The following is a 14360-nucleotide window of genomic DNA, read 5'->3' on the forward strand; positions in this document are numbered from 1 at the left end:
CACGGCGCCTTACCTGGATTGCAGCACCGCCTCCCCGGCCTTGGCCGGCAGGCGCAAGGTGCCCAGCAAGGCCAGCAGGGCGATCAGCGCAACCCACAGAAAGCTCAGCTGAAAATCCGCCGTGGCGGCCTGCCCATCATTGCCATGGGCAGCCATCGCCAGGCGCAGCAGCAAGGCGCCGATGGCCACTCCCAGGCCCATGCTCAGCTGGAAAAACATACTGAACAGGGTCGAGGCATCGCTCATTTGCTCCTTGGGCACGTCGGCAAATCCCAGGGTGTTGAACGCGGTGAACTGCATCGAACGGGACAAGCCGCCGACAAACAGGATCACCATAATCAGCGGCCACCCCATGCGTGGTTCCAGCCAGGCGCAGGCGGCAATCGCTAGGGCGCCGAGAATGCCATTGACCAGCAGCACCGGACGAAATCCCCAGCGCTGCATCAGCGCCGTGGTGAAGGGTTTCATCGCCAGGTTGCCGGCAAACACCGCCAGCACCAGCAACCCGGCATCCAGCGCCGACAGCCCGAACCCGAGCTGGAACATCAGCGGCAACAGAAACGGCAAGGTGCTGATGGCGATGCGAAACAGCGAACCGCTGAACAGGCTGACGCCAAAGGTGCGTACCCCGATCACCGTCAGGCGCAACAGCGGTTCTGCACGGCGGCGCATATGGGCCCAGGCCAGGGCCGCCAGCAGCAGCCCGGCACCGGCCAGAATCAGCCCCGGCCACCACTGGGCGCGCCCCAGGCCGAGCAGCTCGACCCCATACAGAAGCGCCGCACAGGCGCCGCCCACCAGCACGAAGCCAGCCAGGTCGAAGCGGCGCGAACGAAGCTCGTCGCGCCTGGGCAGCAGCACCAGCGCGGCGATCAGGGCCAGCAGACCGAGGGGCAGATTGAGGTAGAAGATCCAGGGCCAGGAGGCATGAGTGACGATAAACCCGCCCAGCGGCGGCCCCAGGATCGGTGCCACCAGGCCCGGCCAGGTAATGAAGGAAATCGCCCGCACCAGGTCCTTCTTTTCAGTGACCCGCAACACCGCCAGGCGCCCCACCGGGACCATCATCGCGCCGCTGATGCCTTGCAGCACCCGGGCCGCGACAAAGGTCTGCAAGCTATCGCTCAAGCCGCACAGCAGGGACGAGACACTGAACAGGACGATGGCCGAACCGAATACCCAGCGCGAACCGAAGCGGTCGGCGAGCCAGCCGCTGATGGGGATAAACACCGCGAGCGCCAGCATGTAGGCGCTCATGCCGATGTTCAGGTCCACGGCGGCCACGCCAAAGGTGCGGGCCATGTCCGGCAGCGCGGTGGCGATCACCGTGGCGTCGAGGTTTTCCATGAAAAAGGTCACCGCCACCAGCAGGGCGATCAGGGTCGAGCGGCGTGAAGACATGGGAAGCGGTACCCGGCCAGAAAAACGAGTGGCCTAAGGTACCCGATGGGGTTGGTTGCCGGTCAAGGGGCGCACGGCCTCGCCCCTGCCCGCGTTTGGTGTTCAGTCATCCAGGGGCTTGGCCGGGCCCGCCGGTTTCGCGGCCTTGCCCGCCTTGCCGGCGTGGGCCGGTTTGGCTTCGGGTTCCGGGGCTGGCGCGGGGGCGGTGGCTTCTTTTTCCGCCATGGGCATCTGGTCGATGGTGGCGAAGACTTCCTTGAGTTCAATGGCGCCGGAGTGTTCGAGCTTCTTCTCGCCGTCCTTGCCCACCAGGATCACCTTGGTCTGGGCCCCCGCCCCGAGCTTGAGGCTGCGGATCAGGGCCATGGTGGATTGCGGATCGAGGTCCTTGCCGTCGCGCTGGCCCATGGTGTTGATCACCGTGTAGAGCACCATGTTGCGTTCGGTAAAGGCCTGGCGATTGGCCGGCTCGTCCAGCGACTTCTTCAGGCTCATCAGTGTCGGATCGACGCTGCTGGGGGCGATGACTATCAGCGGGCGCGCCTTGCCCAGCTCCTGGGCCAGCGGGCCGTCATTGTCGGCGGCCAGCAGGGGACCGGCGACAGCGAGCAGGGTTGCGAGGGTCAATGACCGAATGAACATGCGTCTCTCCTGTTGATTTTCCACGTTCTAATGATTGCGCATTGCGGGAAAAGGTCCAGGCCGCGACTCAAAATCTGACATTTTAATCGGTCAAAAGCGCCTTCCCGGCCTGAATCGACGGCAGCCCCTGACCCACGAAGTCGATAAACGCGCGCACTGCCGGGGCCATCTGCCGTTGGCTGAAGTAATACAGATAGAACCCGGGAAACGCCGGCGTCCAGTCGGCCAGCAGGTGCACCAGCCGCCCCTGCTCCACCAGGGCCTGGACCTGATGGGCGAATACGTAGGCGATACCGGCCCCCGCCAGCACGATCGGGGTCAGCAGTTGCGGATCACTGACCACCAGGGCGCCCTCCACCGCCACTTGCAGCGCGCGACCACGCTTTTCGAACTCCCAGCGATAGACGCTGTTATCCGTCGGCCAGCGGTAGGACAGGCACTGATGCCCGCGCAGGTCCTGGGGCGTGCGCGGTGTGCCATGGCGCTGCAGATACTCGGGGGCGGCCACCACCATCATCCGCAGCTCACCGCTCAGGCTCAGGGCGTGCATGTCCTGCTCCAGGCGCTCGCCCAGGCGGATGCCGATATCAAAGCCGCCGGCGACAATGTCCACCAGGCGGTCGTCGACCACCACATCCAGGCTGATCAGCGGATGAGCCCGCATAAACCCGGCCAGCAGCGGCGCCAGGTAATGCAGCGCGGCATCCCGGGTGCTGTTGATTCGCACCCTGCCGGCCGGCACTGCGTGGGCTGCGCCCATGGCCGTCGCCACCGCCGCATCGATATCGGCCAGGGCCGGCCGCAGCCGATCCAGCAGGCCGCTGCCGATCTCGGTCAGGCTCACGCTGCGCGTGGTCCGGTTCAACAGACGAGCGCCGAGGCGCTCCTCCAGATGACGGATGGTCTGGCTCAGCGCCGAGGCCGAGACGCCCAGATGGGCCGCCGCACGGGCGAAGTTGCCCTGCTCGGCGACTGCGACGAAGGCCCGCAGCTCGGCATGTTCACTGCCACGCATTATGTATCTCCAACTTAATAAGCCATGGCGATACTACGGCATTCTCTAATCAATCCGAGGGTGAAATCCTGGCGCTTCCGCTATCTATCGAGGAGCTCCAGGACCATGGGCAGGTTTGAAGGGAAACGCATTCTGATTACCGGCGGCACCCGCGGCATGGGCCATGCCGCGGCCAAAAGCATCATTGCCGAAGGCGGAGAGGCCTGGGTCACCGGGGTCGATCCACAGCGGGTGGAAGCCGCTGCCGCAACCTTGGGCGCCAATGGCCGGGCCCTGCGCAACGACGCCGCAACCGCCGACACCGGCCAGGCACTGGCGAACTGGGTGGCCGGCGCCGGCTTGCTCGACGGCCTGTGGCTGAATGCCGGTTACGCCGAGCTGGGCCCGCTGGAACAGGTCGACGCCCAGGCGTTCGACCGCATGCTGGCAACCAATGTGCGCGGCCCGGCCTTGCAGCTGGCGGCGCTGTCGCCGCTGCTCAAGCCGGGGGCGTCGGTCCTGGTGAGTGCCTCCAGCTCTGCCTACGAAGCCGCCGCCATGGCCAGCCTGTACGCCGCCAGCAAAGGCGCGCTGGTGTCCATGGCACGCTGCTGGGCCAGTGCCTTGAGCGCACGGCAGATTCGAGTGAACGTGCTGCTGCCGGGGCCGATTGCCACCGGCTTTCGTGATTTTCTGGGTCCCCAGGCGCAGCAGGACTTTGATCGACACATCACCCGCCAGGTGCCGCTCGGACGCCTGGGCAGCGCCGATGAAGCGGCAGCCGTGGCGCTGTTCCTGCTGTCCGATGCCGCCTCGTTCGTCACCGGCAGCCAGTACCCGGTGGATGGCGGGCTGATGATGCGCTGAGCGCCCGTTACTGCAACTGCCACTCCAGCCCTTTGAAGCCGGCCAACCGGTATTCACCGGCCTGCGGCTTGAGGGTGCGTAGCAACTCGTCGAGGCTCGCCGGCGTCAGGGTCAGGGTCAGCAGTTGGTCTTCGACCTGCAACTGGTCCTGTTCCCCGGCCACGAAACGCAGTTGCCAGTCGGCCCCCGCCACCAGGAACGGCTTGCCGAATGGCAGGCGCAATGGCAACAGGGCCAGCAGTTCATCGGCCTGGCGCGCCGCCAGGGTGATGCGGGTCAGGGTCGAGCGCAGCAGGCGCTCCTGCTGACTCACCTGCAGCAGGTCGGTGTACAGGTAGCCGCTGGCGGATCCGTCGCGGCTCAGGCCTTCGGCAATCTGCTGGCGAACCTGGCCCCGGTCGAGCAACGACTCACGCTCTAGATCGGTGATCCAGAGCGGCATATAAGGCAGCAGCACATCCAGCAGCTTGTGGGTGCGCCAGCGCTTGGCGGCCTGTTCTTCGTCATCGGTCAGGCCCACCACCTGCAGGAACGTCAGGCTGCCGTTGGCGGTGTCCAACTCGGGCAATTGCGGGTCGCTGATAAAGGCCATGGAGCAGATCTGCGTCGGCTGGTCGCGGGCAATCGGGCCGTTGGCCGGCATCCAGTCGCCATCACGGAACACATTGCCGCTGCCGAATACATAGCGCGCCAGGTTCTGCAAAAAGTTCATCGCCCAGGTGGGCGGATGGGCTTCATCCGCGGCGCAGGCCAGGCGGAAGGTCAGCTCGAAACCAAAGCCGCTGGTCTGCGCGTTGTCGTTTTCCTTGGCGTACAGCTCGGAAAAGCCGTAGGTGACGAAGTGCCAATGGGGCAGCGGCTCCAGGTTCTTGTAGACGCTGATGCCGTCCAACGGATCGTTGCCGCCCAGGCTGTAGGAAATGATGGTGCCGAAATGCTGGGGTTCCTGGCCGGGATACAGCGCTTCCAGGCGCTGGGAAATCCCGTCCCAGCCCACGGTCGATGGCAGCTCGTCTTGCTCGAGGGGGGTGTCGGACATCATGTCGCTCCTTGGGGTCGATCGTACGGGTCCGCCTATTGACGGCGTCGCCGGTAAAAAGTGCCGGCAATCTTAACCTGCAGCCCCGGGATCGAGCACGGGCGTGCCCCAATAGCTCGCGCAGATCGACCCGAACCCGGCCACTCACACAATCAACAATTGCACTAACCGAGCACCACAAGAGTGCAACAGAACTGTGCAACGCCCATAAACAACTCATGAACGGTAATGACCAACAATCACCAGGAAAAGTTGCTGTTCAATCAATAAAGACTGACTCAGCTCAATAGCTTGATTTCAAACTTTTGTTAATCGAAGTTCCACCCGCGAAGCCTGCCGCCAATCGTCTGGCGCCAGATAACACGCACCTTTCACCAGCCCGGGCCGGCACTTGCGGCGCAGAATAAACCACGCGAATAAACAAGCTGATCGGCACTCCTTATATAAGCCCGATACAGCGTCAAACTGGCTTGTTCTATCAGCATCGGCCACTCTATAGTGCGCGCTGCATAAAAAAACCCGTTCAAGAAGTGGCCGCGCAAGGACCGCACCGCACTTCCTGAAATAGTCCGCGGCTGCCTGGATATTTCGCAATGAACCCTGTCTACCCATGATCCCCTTATTGGTCTGTGATGATTCGAGCATGGCCAGGAAGCAGGTACTGCGAACCCTGCCCAGCGAATGGCGAGTCTCTGTCACCCAGGCCTGCAACGGTCAGGAGGGGCTTGAGGCATTGCGCCAGGGGCTGGGCCAGGTGGTGCTGCTGGACCTGACCATGCCGGTGATGGATGGCTACCAGCTGTTGAGCGCGGTCCAGGCCGAAGGCATCGAGGCGCAGATCATTGTGATCTCCGGCGATGTGCAGGAAGAAGCCATTCGCCGGGCCCGCGAGCTGGGCGCCCGGGCCTTCCTGAAAAAGCCCTTCGACCCGGACCAGTTGCGCGCGCTGCTCGGCGAACTGCGCCTGCTCGACGGCACGGCCCAGGTCCCGGCCCTGGCGCCCTCTCCGGCTCCGCAAGTGACCTTTCGCGACGCCTTCCGCGAAACGGTCAACGTGTCCATGGGCTACGCCGCGGCGCTGATCGCCAAGGTGCTCGAAGTGTTCGTGCACCTGCCGATTCCCCACGTCAATGTGCTCGAAGCCGGCGAGCTGCAGATGCTGCTGGCCGACGCCAACCGCGCCCAGCAGTTGACCGCCATTTGCCAGAGCTACATCGGCAGTGGCATCGCCGGCGAGGCCTTGCTGATGTTCTATGACTCGGAGGTCGCCGACATCGCCAAGCTGATGGAGCACGGCACTGCCGAGTACCAGGAAATGGAAGTGCTGATCGACCTCTCCAGCGTCCTGATCGGCGCCTGCCTGAGCAGCATCGCCGACCAGCTGGACGTGTTCTTTTCCGTCGGCCACCCGCAGGTGCTGGGGGAACAGACCTCGATCGATGAATTGATCCGCCTCAACCAGCAACGCTGGGCCAAGACCCAGGCCGTGGAAATCAGCTACAGCCTCGAAGAACAGAACATTCACTTCGACCTGTTGCTGCTGTTTACCGAAGGCTCCATGGAGCTGTTGGAGCAAAAACTTTCCTACCTGATGAGCTGAGCCCATGCGCAACCGAATGGATTTTAGTGAGCTGCACTGGCTGCTGGCGATCGTCCAGAGCATTGACGTCGGCATCGTGGTGCTGGACCTCGAATGCCAGGTCCAGGTGTGGAACAGCTTTATGGAGAACCGCTCCGGGGTGCAATCCAAGGACGCCATCGATCGCTCGTTCTTCGAGCTGTTTCCCGAGGTCGACCAGGAATGGTTCAGCCGCAAGCTCGGCCGGGTGGTGGCCCTTGGCACCCCGGCCTTCACCATCTGGAAGCAGCGCCCGTACCTGGTGCGGTTCAAGAACTACCAGCCGATCACCGGCCAGGGCGAGTTCATGTTCCAGAACACCACCCTGCTGCCGCTACGCTCGTCCAACAGCGAAATCCACCACGTGTGCCTGGTGATCTATGACGTCACCGATGTGGCGATCAACAGCCAGGCCCTGCAAGGCGCCAATGCCCAGTTGCAGCACCTGTCGCGCACCGACCACCTGACCCAGCTCTACAACCGCGGGCACTGGGAGCAGAGCGTGGAGTTGGCCTACCACCGGCAGAGCCACGGCATGTCCCTGGTGATGCTCGATATCGATCACTTCAAGTCGATCAATGATCGCTACGGCCACCCCGCCGGCGACGCGGTGATCCGCCAGGTCTCGACCCTGATCCGCCAGCACGTGCGCGCAGGCGATGTGGCCGGGCGCTACGGCGGCGAAGAGTTTGCCCTGCTCCTGCCCCACACCGACCATGACGGCGCCTGCAAACTGGCCGAACGCCTGCGCCAGGCGGTCGAGCAGCAGGAAGTCATCCATCAGGGTCAAAGCATCCGCTTCACCATCAGCCTCGGTGTCGCCAGCCTCGACCGCCCGACCCAGGACCACCGCTGTCTGATCGGCTGGGCCGACCAGGCGCTGTACGCCTCGAAGCATGCCGGACGCAATCGGGTGTCCAGCTACACCGGCTGACGCCGGGCGCCCGCTGCGGCGCCGGGCGAAAAAAATGCCCGGGCTGCGGATAGAGTGCGCCCGCTTGCGGTCCACATTGGCGGCGTCAATGCGCGACCTCTCCCCTGAATTGCCGGAACAAGGAGTCCTCTGGCCATGACCGATCCTCGAACAGCCTCCCCTCAACAGCAGTGGCACAGCGCCGTGATGCACTACACCCGCGCCATCAACCAATACGTGCAAGACGGCATGGCCCAAGGGTGGGACGGGCTCAAAGAGCCGACACTGCCGCAAACCGAACACCTGCTGAATGCCTGGCAAGCCGCCCTCGAAACCCTCAACCAGCAACCCCGGGACGCCGCCGCGTTCGCCGCCTGGCGCGAACAGTGGCCGCCGGCGCACTTCCCGCTGCATTCGCGCCTGGAGCAGGAAGGGCGTTCGATCCCGGCCCTGGCGCTGCTGGACGACGGCAGCCTGCTGGCACGCATCGGCGCCCCCTATGAAGGCGGGCACGTGGTGCATATCAATGGGCAGCGCATTGAAACAGTCAGCCAGGGCGAGTTCTTCGGACGTTGCCCGCAGCGCCGCTTCTTTGCCTGGTCAGTGCCCAGCGGCGTGCGCGTCACCGACGGCTGGAACGGCCCGCAAGTGGCCGAGTTCCCCTGGCCCACCGGGCGTGAAGGCCTGCCGGACAGCCTGGTACTGGAAGAAGACGCAGAAATACTGCCCAGCGCCCTGATCCCCTTCCCCGATGGCCAGCGGGTGCTGCTGGTGAGTTCGGACGGGATCTTCGTGCTGCACGCCGAAGGCGCTACCCGGGTCCTGCGGCGCCCGGAAGAGTTCGACAAAGACCTGGCCGACGGTGTCGACCCCGATGACCTGGCCGTGGGCCTGTCCATGGAGCACGGGGCGATCTCCCCCGACGGCCAGTGGATCGCCATCGGCGAACAGTGCGGCCATCACCTGGTACTCAACGCCCAGTTGGAGGTGGTGGCCGAGGTCGGCCCGGCCGGTGAATACCCGCACTTCGCGATGTTCAACCAGACCGGCGACCGCCTGATCCTCAATGCCTGCCACTTCTACAACGGCGGCACCCTGGGGGTGGCGGTGGCCGATCTGCCGGGCCTGCGCACCGACTTCTACAGCGATGACCCACGCACCCCGGTGTTGCAGGAAGGTGCCCGGGTCTATGCCGGCGCGGCCCGCCACGACGAGTTCATCGTCGGCGACGCCTACGGCTACCTGCGGGCCTTCAGTGAAACCGGCGAGGAGCGCTGGCAGCACTATGTCGGTTCGTCCTTCTGCGCGATGGACATCAGCCCCGACGGCAAGACCCTGGTGGCGGCCACCTGCGCCGGGATCATCGTGCAGATCGAGCTGGACGCCGGGCGCCCGCAATGGCAGATCGGCACCGGCGATCACCACGAAGTGCGGCGCTGGATGTTCTGGAAGAGTTTCGCCAAACCCCTGGTCTGCTAAGCCCCGGCCGGCGCGCGGGGGTTGCCGCCCGCGTGCCGGAATACAGACGCCCTACAGGGTGTAGGCAATCCCCATCTGCACCGTGCGCGGCGCGCCCGGGTAGGCGTAGACGTTGCCGAAGGCACCTTCGTCATAGTCGGCGTTGAACAGGTTCTTCACGTCCAGGTTCAGGCGCACGTGCTGGTTGAGCTTGTAGTAGCTGAGCAGGTCGAACACCCGGTAGCTGTCCATGCTGAAGGCGTTGGCCGCTGTCTGCCCGGCGCGCTCGGCGACGTACTTGGCCCCCAGCCCCAGGCCCAGACCCTTGAGCCCGCCGTCCTGGAACTCGTAGACATTGAGCAGGCTGAAGCTGTTGCGCGGAATGTTCAGCAGGCGCGTACCCGAGGCCAGGCGGTTGTCCTTGGTGACCTCGGCGTCGACATAGGCGTAGCCACCGATCATCCGCCATTCCGGGGTCAGGTTGCCGGCCACGTTCAGGTCCAGGCCACGGCTGCGCACTTCGCCGGCGGCGACGCTGAACGTCGAATCCACCGGATCGGCCGTCAGCACGTTGCGCTTTTCAATCTGGTAGAGCGCCGCGTCCACGCTCAACTGGCGCTCCAGGGCTTCCCACTTGACCCCCACTTCATAGGACTTGCCCTCCTCCGGCTTGAAGCCACCACCGGTGCGCGCCGCGCCGGTGTTCGGCTTGAAGGAACGCGCAGCGTCGGCATACACCGCCACGGTCGGCGTCAGGTTGTAGAGCAGCCCGGCGCGCGGGGTCACCGCGTTGTCGCTGTTGGTCCAGCTCGGCGTGCCGGCCAGGTAGCTGTCGTAGTCATGTTCGAAACGCTCGAAACGCGCGCCCACCAGGGCCTTGAGGTTCTCGGCCAGGCTCACTTGGTCCTGGACGAAGGCGGCGTAGGTCTTGAGGTTTTCCTGGTCATGGGTGGTGGTGCGGGTCAGCGCCGGGCGGGCCTGGCCGTAGACCGGGTCGAAGATATCGATGGGGTAACTGATGCCGCCCGCGGAGCGCTGGATGATCGACTGGTAATCGTAGTCTTCGTACTCGACGCCGGTGAGCAGGGTGTGCTCGAAACCCGCCAGGGAGAAATGCCCGGTGAGGTTCAACTGGTAGTCGCGGTCACGCCACTCCAGCTTGCGGTAGTTGAAGTTGCGCCCCAGGGTGCGACCGTCGGCGGCAATGCCATTGGCCTCGATGCCGTTGCCGGCCAGCGAGCCGTCGAGGATCTGCGCACCACCGCCCAGGGTCCAGTCGTCGTTGAGGAAATGCTCGAAGCGCAGTTGGCCCATGTTGTTGTCGTTGTGCAGCTTGCCGATGTCCTTCTCGCCAAAGAAGGTCTCGCGCGAGGCCACGCCGATCTGCGCCGGATAGCGGGTCACACCGCGATCCAGGGGCGCATTGTTGCGCATGAAGTCCCCCTCGAAGGTGATCCTGGTACGGTCGTCGATCTGCCAGCTGAGCACCGGGGTCACGCCGTAGCGCTCGGTCTGCACATGATCGCGGAAGGTGTCGCCGCCCTCGCCGATGACATTCAGACGGTAGGCGAAACGCCCCTCCTGGTCCAGCGGCCCCGAGGCGTCCAGGGTGCCACGGCGCATGCCCTGGTCGCTGAGCTGGCTGCCCAGGGTCACCGCCGACTCTTTCAGCGGCTGCTTGGACACCACGTTGAAGGTGCCGCCCGGGTCGCCTCGACCATAGAGCATGGTGGCCGGACCGCGCAGCACCTCCAGGCGCTCGATGGTGTTGGCGTCAGGCATGTTCGGGTAGCCGCGGTTGATCGGGAAACCGTTGCGGTAGAACTCGCCGGTGGTAAAGCCGCGCACGGTGAAGGTGGTTAGGCCCTGGCCGCCGAAATTGTTCGCCCGGCCCACGCCGCCGGCGTAGTCCAGGGCATCCTGCAGGCGCGTGGCGCCGAGGTCTTCCACGGCGTCGCGGGTGACCACGCTGATGGATTGCGGGGTTTCATGAATCGAGGTGTCGGTGCGGGTGGCGCTGGCGGAACGGGTGGCGCGATAACCCTGGACCGGGCCCTGGGCCTGCTCTTCGGTGGTGCCGTTGATATCAATCGCCTGCAACTCGATTGTCGACCTATCAGTGGCTGCCGATTCCGCCCAGGCGGCCTGGGAAATGGCTTGGATCACACACAGAGAAACCAGAGTTCGACGCATCAACGGACTGCCCTTAGAGAGATGCCGGGCACAACAGGAGCCCGACAAGAATGGTACCGAATATTATCAATACTCATTCTCAGTTGATACTTTTTACCGTCAATTTGTCCTACAAAAATACCATTGTGCCATCACTCTAAGCCTGATATCGCGCGCCCGCCAAGATAGCTGGCAAGCGCGCCTGGCGCGGCGTCTCAGGCGTTCCCGGCGGAGAACCAGGACTCGATTTTGAGGTTTTCCGGGTCGTTGATGGCGGCCAGATACTCGTCGAGGGTCACTTCACCGACACAGGCCCGAGCCCCGGGTTGCGGCACGTGGCCGTCGAGCAGTTTGCGGGTCAGGGCCACGGCGGCGCAGCTGGGAATCTGCGGCCCCTTGTCGTTGGCGGCGGTCAGTTGCGCAGTCATGGCCAGGGGTTGGCCGTCGACGCCCTGCCCCTGGACGTCGATATACATCGCGCTCTGACCGTCGCCGAGTTTTTCGAACCACAGGCCGCAACGGTAGAGCCGGGCCGCCCAGGCTCGGGTCGAACGCACCAGCCCGAACCGCACCGCCTGGGCCAGCAGGGCATTGGCCAGGCCGGCGATCTTCAGCCCGGCGCCGGCCTTGAACACCAGGGTGTGGGCGCCGTAGCGCTCGGCGAACAGGTCCAGGTCCGGCACGTCGACGTTGGCCAGCAAACGGCTGCCCAGGTACGGCATCTTGCGCAGGGTCAGGCCCTGCCAGGCGATCACCGGGTACGGCCGGCCGTTCTTGAGTTGCTGGATCGGCTTGCCGGCATAGGCCAGCACGCCTTCGATGGTCGACAGGCCGGGCATTTTCGCCGAGGAGGAAATACCGTGCTCGATGCGATCGATACGGGCAAAGCGCGCCCGATGCTGGTCGATGATCGCCGCCGCCAGGGTCGGCACCGAGCTGCAGCCGCTGAGCAGCGTGACCCCGGCCTCGCGCGCCGCCTGATCGAGCACGCCGATGCCGCCGACAAAGGTCCGGCAGTCGGCCAGGTCGCAGTAATTGACCCTGGCCTCGATGCAGGCCCGGGCCACGGTGTAGGGCTGGCCCTGGAAGGGCCCGCCGGTATGGATCACCAGCTCGATGCCCAGGCTGCCCAGGGCCGCCGTGAACTGGGGCCCCATCGCATCGCCGCACCAACTGCTGCAATCCTGGGCACCTTGCTGGCGCAGCTCGTCGAGCTGTTGCGCAAGCTTTTGCCGGTTGCGCCCCGCACTCACCAGGCTCACGCCCGGCATCTGGCCCAGATGACGGCAGACGATGCTGCCGAAATTTCCGTAACCACCGATCACCATTACCTTCAACGTCATCTATGACTTCCTTGCATCAGTGGCTCAGACGGGCCCTTTTCTGGCTGGGGCGCCGGCGCGCGGGAGCTTCCCCGATTTATCCGGCAGGGGCAAGCACAGTCGCCCTCTCGGGCCGGAAAGTGCCCGCTTTCACCCCGGATAAATCCGACTGACCTACAGTCTGAGAAAAAAATCCAATGCCGCTGCGGCATAATGCTATGCAAACTCGTCATCATCCCGACTTTAAGAGCGTGATAGCCTTCCGCTCCTCTGTGGCTTCGTACAACAAACCTGCCTGTTCGCTTCGAACACCCGCGCAGGATAAAGAAGCCTTGTACATGCTTGCTTCGATCTTCTCTGCCCAGCTCAGCGTTTCACTCTGGGTCTATCCACTACAGACCTTCAGGAAAACCGACAGCAAATATTGACTCGGCCCTAGTGTCGGCACCTTTTCGTTTCAAATTCGGAGCTGTTATGTCCAGGCTTTCCCATCAAGATCTGCGCCGCGCCTTCCGTGAACTCATGGCCTCCAACGCCTGCTACCACACCGCTTCCGTCTTCGACCCGATGTCCGCGCGAATCGCCGCCGACCTGGGTTTTGAAGTGGGGATTCTCGGTGGTTCGGTCGCCTCGCTGCAGGTCCTGGCGGCACCCGACTTTGCCCTGATCACCCTCAGCGAATTTGCCGAACAGGCCACCCGCATCGGCCGCGTCGCCCAACTGCCGGTACTCGCCGACGCCGACCACGGCTATGGCAACGCCCTCAACGTGATGCGCACCGTGGTGGAACTGGAGCGTGCCGGCATCGCCGCCCTGACCATCGAAGACACCCTGCTGCCGGCCCAATTCGGCCGCAAGTCCACCGACCTGATCTCGGTCGCCGAGGGCGTGGGCAAGATCCGGGCGGCACTGGAAGCCCGGGTCGACCCGGAGCTGTCGATCATCGCCCGGACCAACGCGGCGATCCTGCCGATCCAGGAAATCATCAGCCGCACCCAGCACTACCAGCGTGCAGGCGCGGATGCCATCTGCATGGTCGGCGTGCGTGACTTCGAACAACTGGAGCAGATCAGCGAACACCTGACTGTGCCCCTGATGCTGGTGACCTACGGCAATCCGGCCCTGCGCGACGACGCACGCCTGGCCGAACTCGGTGTGCGCATCGCGGTCGACGGCCACGCCGCCTACTTCGCCGCGATCAAGGCCACCTACGATTGCCTGCGCGAACAGCGCCAGATCTTCACCCAGGCCTCGGACCTGAGCGCCACCGAACTGGCGCACACCTACACCCAGCCCGAGGACTACATCGTCTGGGCCAAGGAGTACATGAGCGTCAAGGAGTGATCAGCGGGCCATGGCCTTGGCGAGTGCGCCCTCGACACAATCGACAATCTGGCCAATGGTCCAGGGCTTGCGGATAAACGTCACCGGCTGACGAACCCCGGAACTCTCCGGCGTTTCGTAGCCGGACATCACCACCACCGGCATCGCCGGCCAATGCTCCCCCACCAGGTTGGCCAGGCTCGCACCGTTGAGCCGGCCGGGCATGGTGATATCCGTCAGCAGCAGGCACACCTCAGCGGCGTGCTCTTGAAGAAACTCCCACGCCAGGTCGGCACTGGCGCACGCCTGGGTTGCAAACCCTTCGTCCTGCAGAATCTCGCACAGGAACTCCAGCACCGTCGGCTCATCCTCCACGATCAGGATCAATCGGCGGGCGGTATCGGCGCGGGTGGACGAGGCTGGATTCATGAGGTTGTTGCTCCCTGACTGCATGGACGACTGAGCGGATGAACGACGCTATCTGCTCTTATGAGCCACGACCGGCGCAGAAATTCATTCTTGATTGCCTGGAATGATACGGCACTGAGCAGCGCCCAATGATGCCATTGTGCCATTTAGCCAGCAAAGGCTTCAGCACCCGCCCTTCGCCG

General features: G+C 64.3%; 12 protein-coding genes. 5 read left to right on the plus strand and 7 right to left on the minus strand.

What is annotated here, in order from left to right; all coding sequences use genetic code 11:
• Positions 1 to 9 precede the first annotated feature (9 nt).
• The 3 genes from CF161_RS22045 to CF161_RS22055 all read right to left on the minus strand — a co-directional run bounded on the left by CF161_RS22045 (position 10) and on the right by CF161_RS22055 (position 3058).
• Positions 10 to 1401, minus strand: a complete 1392-nt coding sequence (locus CF161_RS22045; protein WP_020298826.1) for an MFS transporter — start codon at positions 1399 to 1401, stop codon at positions 10 to 12.
• Positions 1402 to 1503: 102 nt separating this feature from the next.
• The gene (locus CF161_RS22050; RefSeq protein ID WP_020298827.1) at positions 1504 to 2043 is read right to left on the minus strand and encodes a DUF4174 domain-containing protein; all 540 of its coding nucleotides are present in this window, start codon (positions 2041 to 2043) and stop codon (positions 1504 to 1506) included.
• A gap of 82 nt (positions 2044 to 2125) precedes the next feature.
• A complete protein-coding gene (locus CF161_RS22055; RefSeq protein WP_020298828.1) occupies positions 2126 to 3058 on the minus strand; it encodes a LysR family transcriptional regulator in 933 nt (310 codons plus the stop codon).
• Positions 3059 to 3163: 105 nt separating this feature from the next.
• On the opposite strand from CF161_RS22055, the gene CF161_RS22060 reads away from it, so the two are divergent.
• Complete coding sequence (locus CF161_RS22060) at positions 3164 to 3904, plus strand: SDR family oxidoreductase (RefSeq protein WP_020298829.1); 741 nt, start codon at positions 3164 to 3166, stop codon at positions 3902 to 3904.
• A gap of 7 nt (positions 3905 to 3911) precedes the next feature.
• Here CF161_RS22060 and CF161_RS22065 read toward each other — a convergent pair whose 3' ends face one another.
• The gene (locus tag CF161_RS22065) at positions 3912 to 4943 is read right to left on the minus strand and encodes a suppressor of fused domain protein (protein ID WP_020298830.1); all 1032 of its coding nucleotides are present in this window, start codon (positions 4941 to 4943) and stop codon (positions 3912 to 3914) included.
• Positions 4944 to 5553: 610 nt separating this feature from the next.
• On the opposite strand from CF161_RS22065, the gene CF161_RS22070 reads away from it, so the two are divergent.
• From CF161_RS22070 to CF161_RS22080, 3 genes are all read left to right on the plus strand, one after another.
• Positions 5554 to 6543: a response regulator gene (locus CF161_RS22070; protein ID WP_020298831.1), complete on the plus strand. Its 990-nt coding sequence runs from the start codon at positions 5554 to 5556 to the stop codon at positions 6541 to 6543.
• A 4-nt stretch (positions 6544 to 6547) separates the two neighbouring features.
• On the plus strand, positions 6548 to 7495 hold the full coding sequence (locus tag CF161_RS22075) for a sensor domain-containing diguanylate cyclase (protein ID WP_020298832.1): 948 nt from the start codon (positions 6548 to 6550) through the stop codon (positions 7493 to 7495).
• Positions 7496 to 7630: 135 nt separating this feature from the next.
• Positions 7631 to 8953 (plus strand): hypothetical protein, encoded by a 1323-nt coding sequence (locus CF161_RS22080; protein ID WP_020298833.1) that lies wholly within the window; start codon positions 7631 to 7633, stop codon positions 8951 to 8953.
• 51 nt (positions 8954 to 9004) lie between these two features.
• On the opposite strand, the gene CF161_RS22085 is transcribed toward CF161_RS22080, so the two are convergent.
• Together CF161_RS22085 and CF161_RS22090 are read right to left on the minus strand one after the other, a co-directional pair.
• Positions 9005 to 11125, minus strand: a complete 2121-nt coding sequence (locus CF161_RS22085; RefSeq protein WP_043230091.1) for a TonB-dependent siderophore receptor — start codon at positions 11123 to 11125, stop codon at positions 9005 to 9007.
• A gap of 194 nt (positions 11126 to 11319) precedes the next feature.
• Positions 11320 to 12447, minus strand: a complete 1128-nt coding sequence (locus tag CF161_RS22090) for a saccharopine dehydrogenase family protein (RefSeq protein ID WP_020298835.1) — start codon at positions 12445 to 12447, stop codon at positions 11320 to 11322.
• Between the two features lie 453 nt (positions 12448 to 12900).
• Between CF161_RS22090 and CF161_RS22095 the strand changes: the two genes are divergently transcribed.
• Complete coding sequence (locus CF161_RS22095) at positions 12901 to 13770, plus strand: oxaloacetate decarboxylase (protein ID WP_020298836.1); 870 nt, start codon at positions 12901 to 12903, stop codon at positions 13768 to 13770.
• Here CF161_RS22095 and CF161_RS22100 read toward each other — a convergent pair whose 3' ends face one another.
• Positions 13771 to 14178: a response regulator gene (locus CF161_RS22100; protein WP_020298837.1), complete on the minus strand. Its 408-nt coding sequence runs from the start codon at positions 14176 to 14178 to the stop codon at positions 13771 to 13773. It lies immediately after the preceding gene.
• Between the last annotated feature and the right edge of the window lie 182 nt (positions 14179 to 14360).

Origin of the sequence: Pseudomonas sp. CF161 (assembly GCF_000416215.1) — a bacterium.
Classification (GTDB): Bacteria; Pseudomonadota; Gammaproteobacteria; order Pseudomonadales; family Pseudomonadaceae; genus Aquipseudomonas.

What these genes read in the sequence shown, in the direction of transcription:
- CF161_RS22045 (WP_020298826.1), bottom strand. Translation starts at nt 1,401, where the DNA reads ATGTCTTCACGCCGCTCGACCCTGATCGCCCTGCTGGTGGCGGTGACC.
- CF161_RS22050 (WP_020298827.1), bottom strand. Translation starts at nt 2,043, where the DNA reads ATGTTCATTCGGTCATTGACCCTCGCAACCCTGCTCGCTGTCGCCGGT.
- CF161_RS22055 (WP_020298828.1), bottom strand. Translation starts at nt 3,058, where the DNA reads ATGCGTGGCAGTGAACATGCCGAGCTGCGGGCCTTCGTCGCAGTCGCC.
- CF161_RS22060 (WP_020298829.1), top strand. Translation starts at nt 3,164, where the DNA reads ATGGGCAGGTTTGAAGGGAAACGCATTCTGATTACCGGCGGCACCCGC.
- CF161_RS22065 (WP_020298830.1), bottom strand. Translation starts at nt 4,943, where the DNA reads ATGTCCGACACCCCCCTCGAGCAAGACGAGCTGCCATCGACCGTGGGC.
- CF161_RS22070 (WP_020298831.1), top strand. Translation starts at nt 5,554, where the DNA reads ATGATCCCCTTATTGGTCTGTGATGATTCGAGCATGGCCAGGAAGCAG.
- CF161_RS22075 (WP_020298832.1), top strand. Translation starts at nt 6,548, where the DNA reads ATGCGCAACCGAATGGATTTTAGTGAGCTGCACTGGCTGCTGGCGATC.
- CF161_RS22080 (WP_020298833.1), top strand. Translation starts at nt 7,631, where the DNA reads ATGACCGATCCTCGAACAGCCTCCCCTCAACAGCAGTGGCACAGCGCC.
- CF161_RS22085 (WP_043230091.1), bottom strand. Translation starts at nt 11,125, where the DNA reads ATGCGTCGAACTCTGGTTTCTCTGTGTGTGATCCAAGCCATTTCCCAG.
- CF161_RS22090 (WP_020298835.1), bottom strand. Translation starts at nt 12,447, where the DNA reads ATGACGTTGAAGGTAATGGTGATCGGTGGTTACGGAAATTTCGGCAGC.
- CF161_RS22095 (WP_020298836.1), top strand. Translation starts at nt 12,901, where the DNA reads ATGTCCAGGCTTTCCCATCAAGATCTGCGCCGCGCCTTCCGTGAACTC.
- CF161_RS22100 (WP_020298837.1), bottom strand. Translation starts at nt 14,178, where the DNA reads ATGAATCCAGCCTCGTCCACCCGCGCCGATACCGCCCGCCGATTGATC.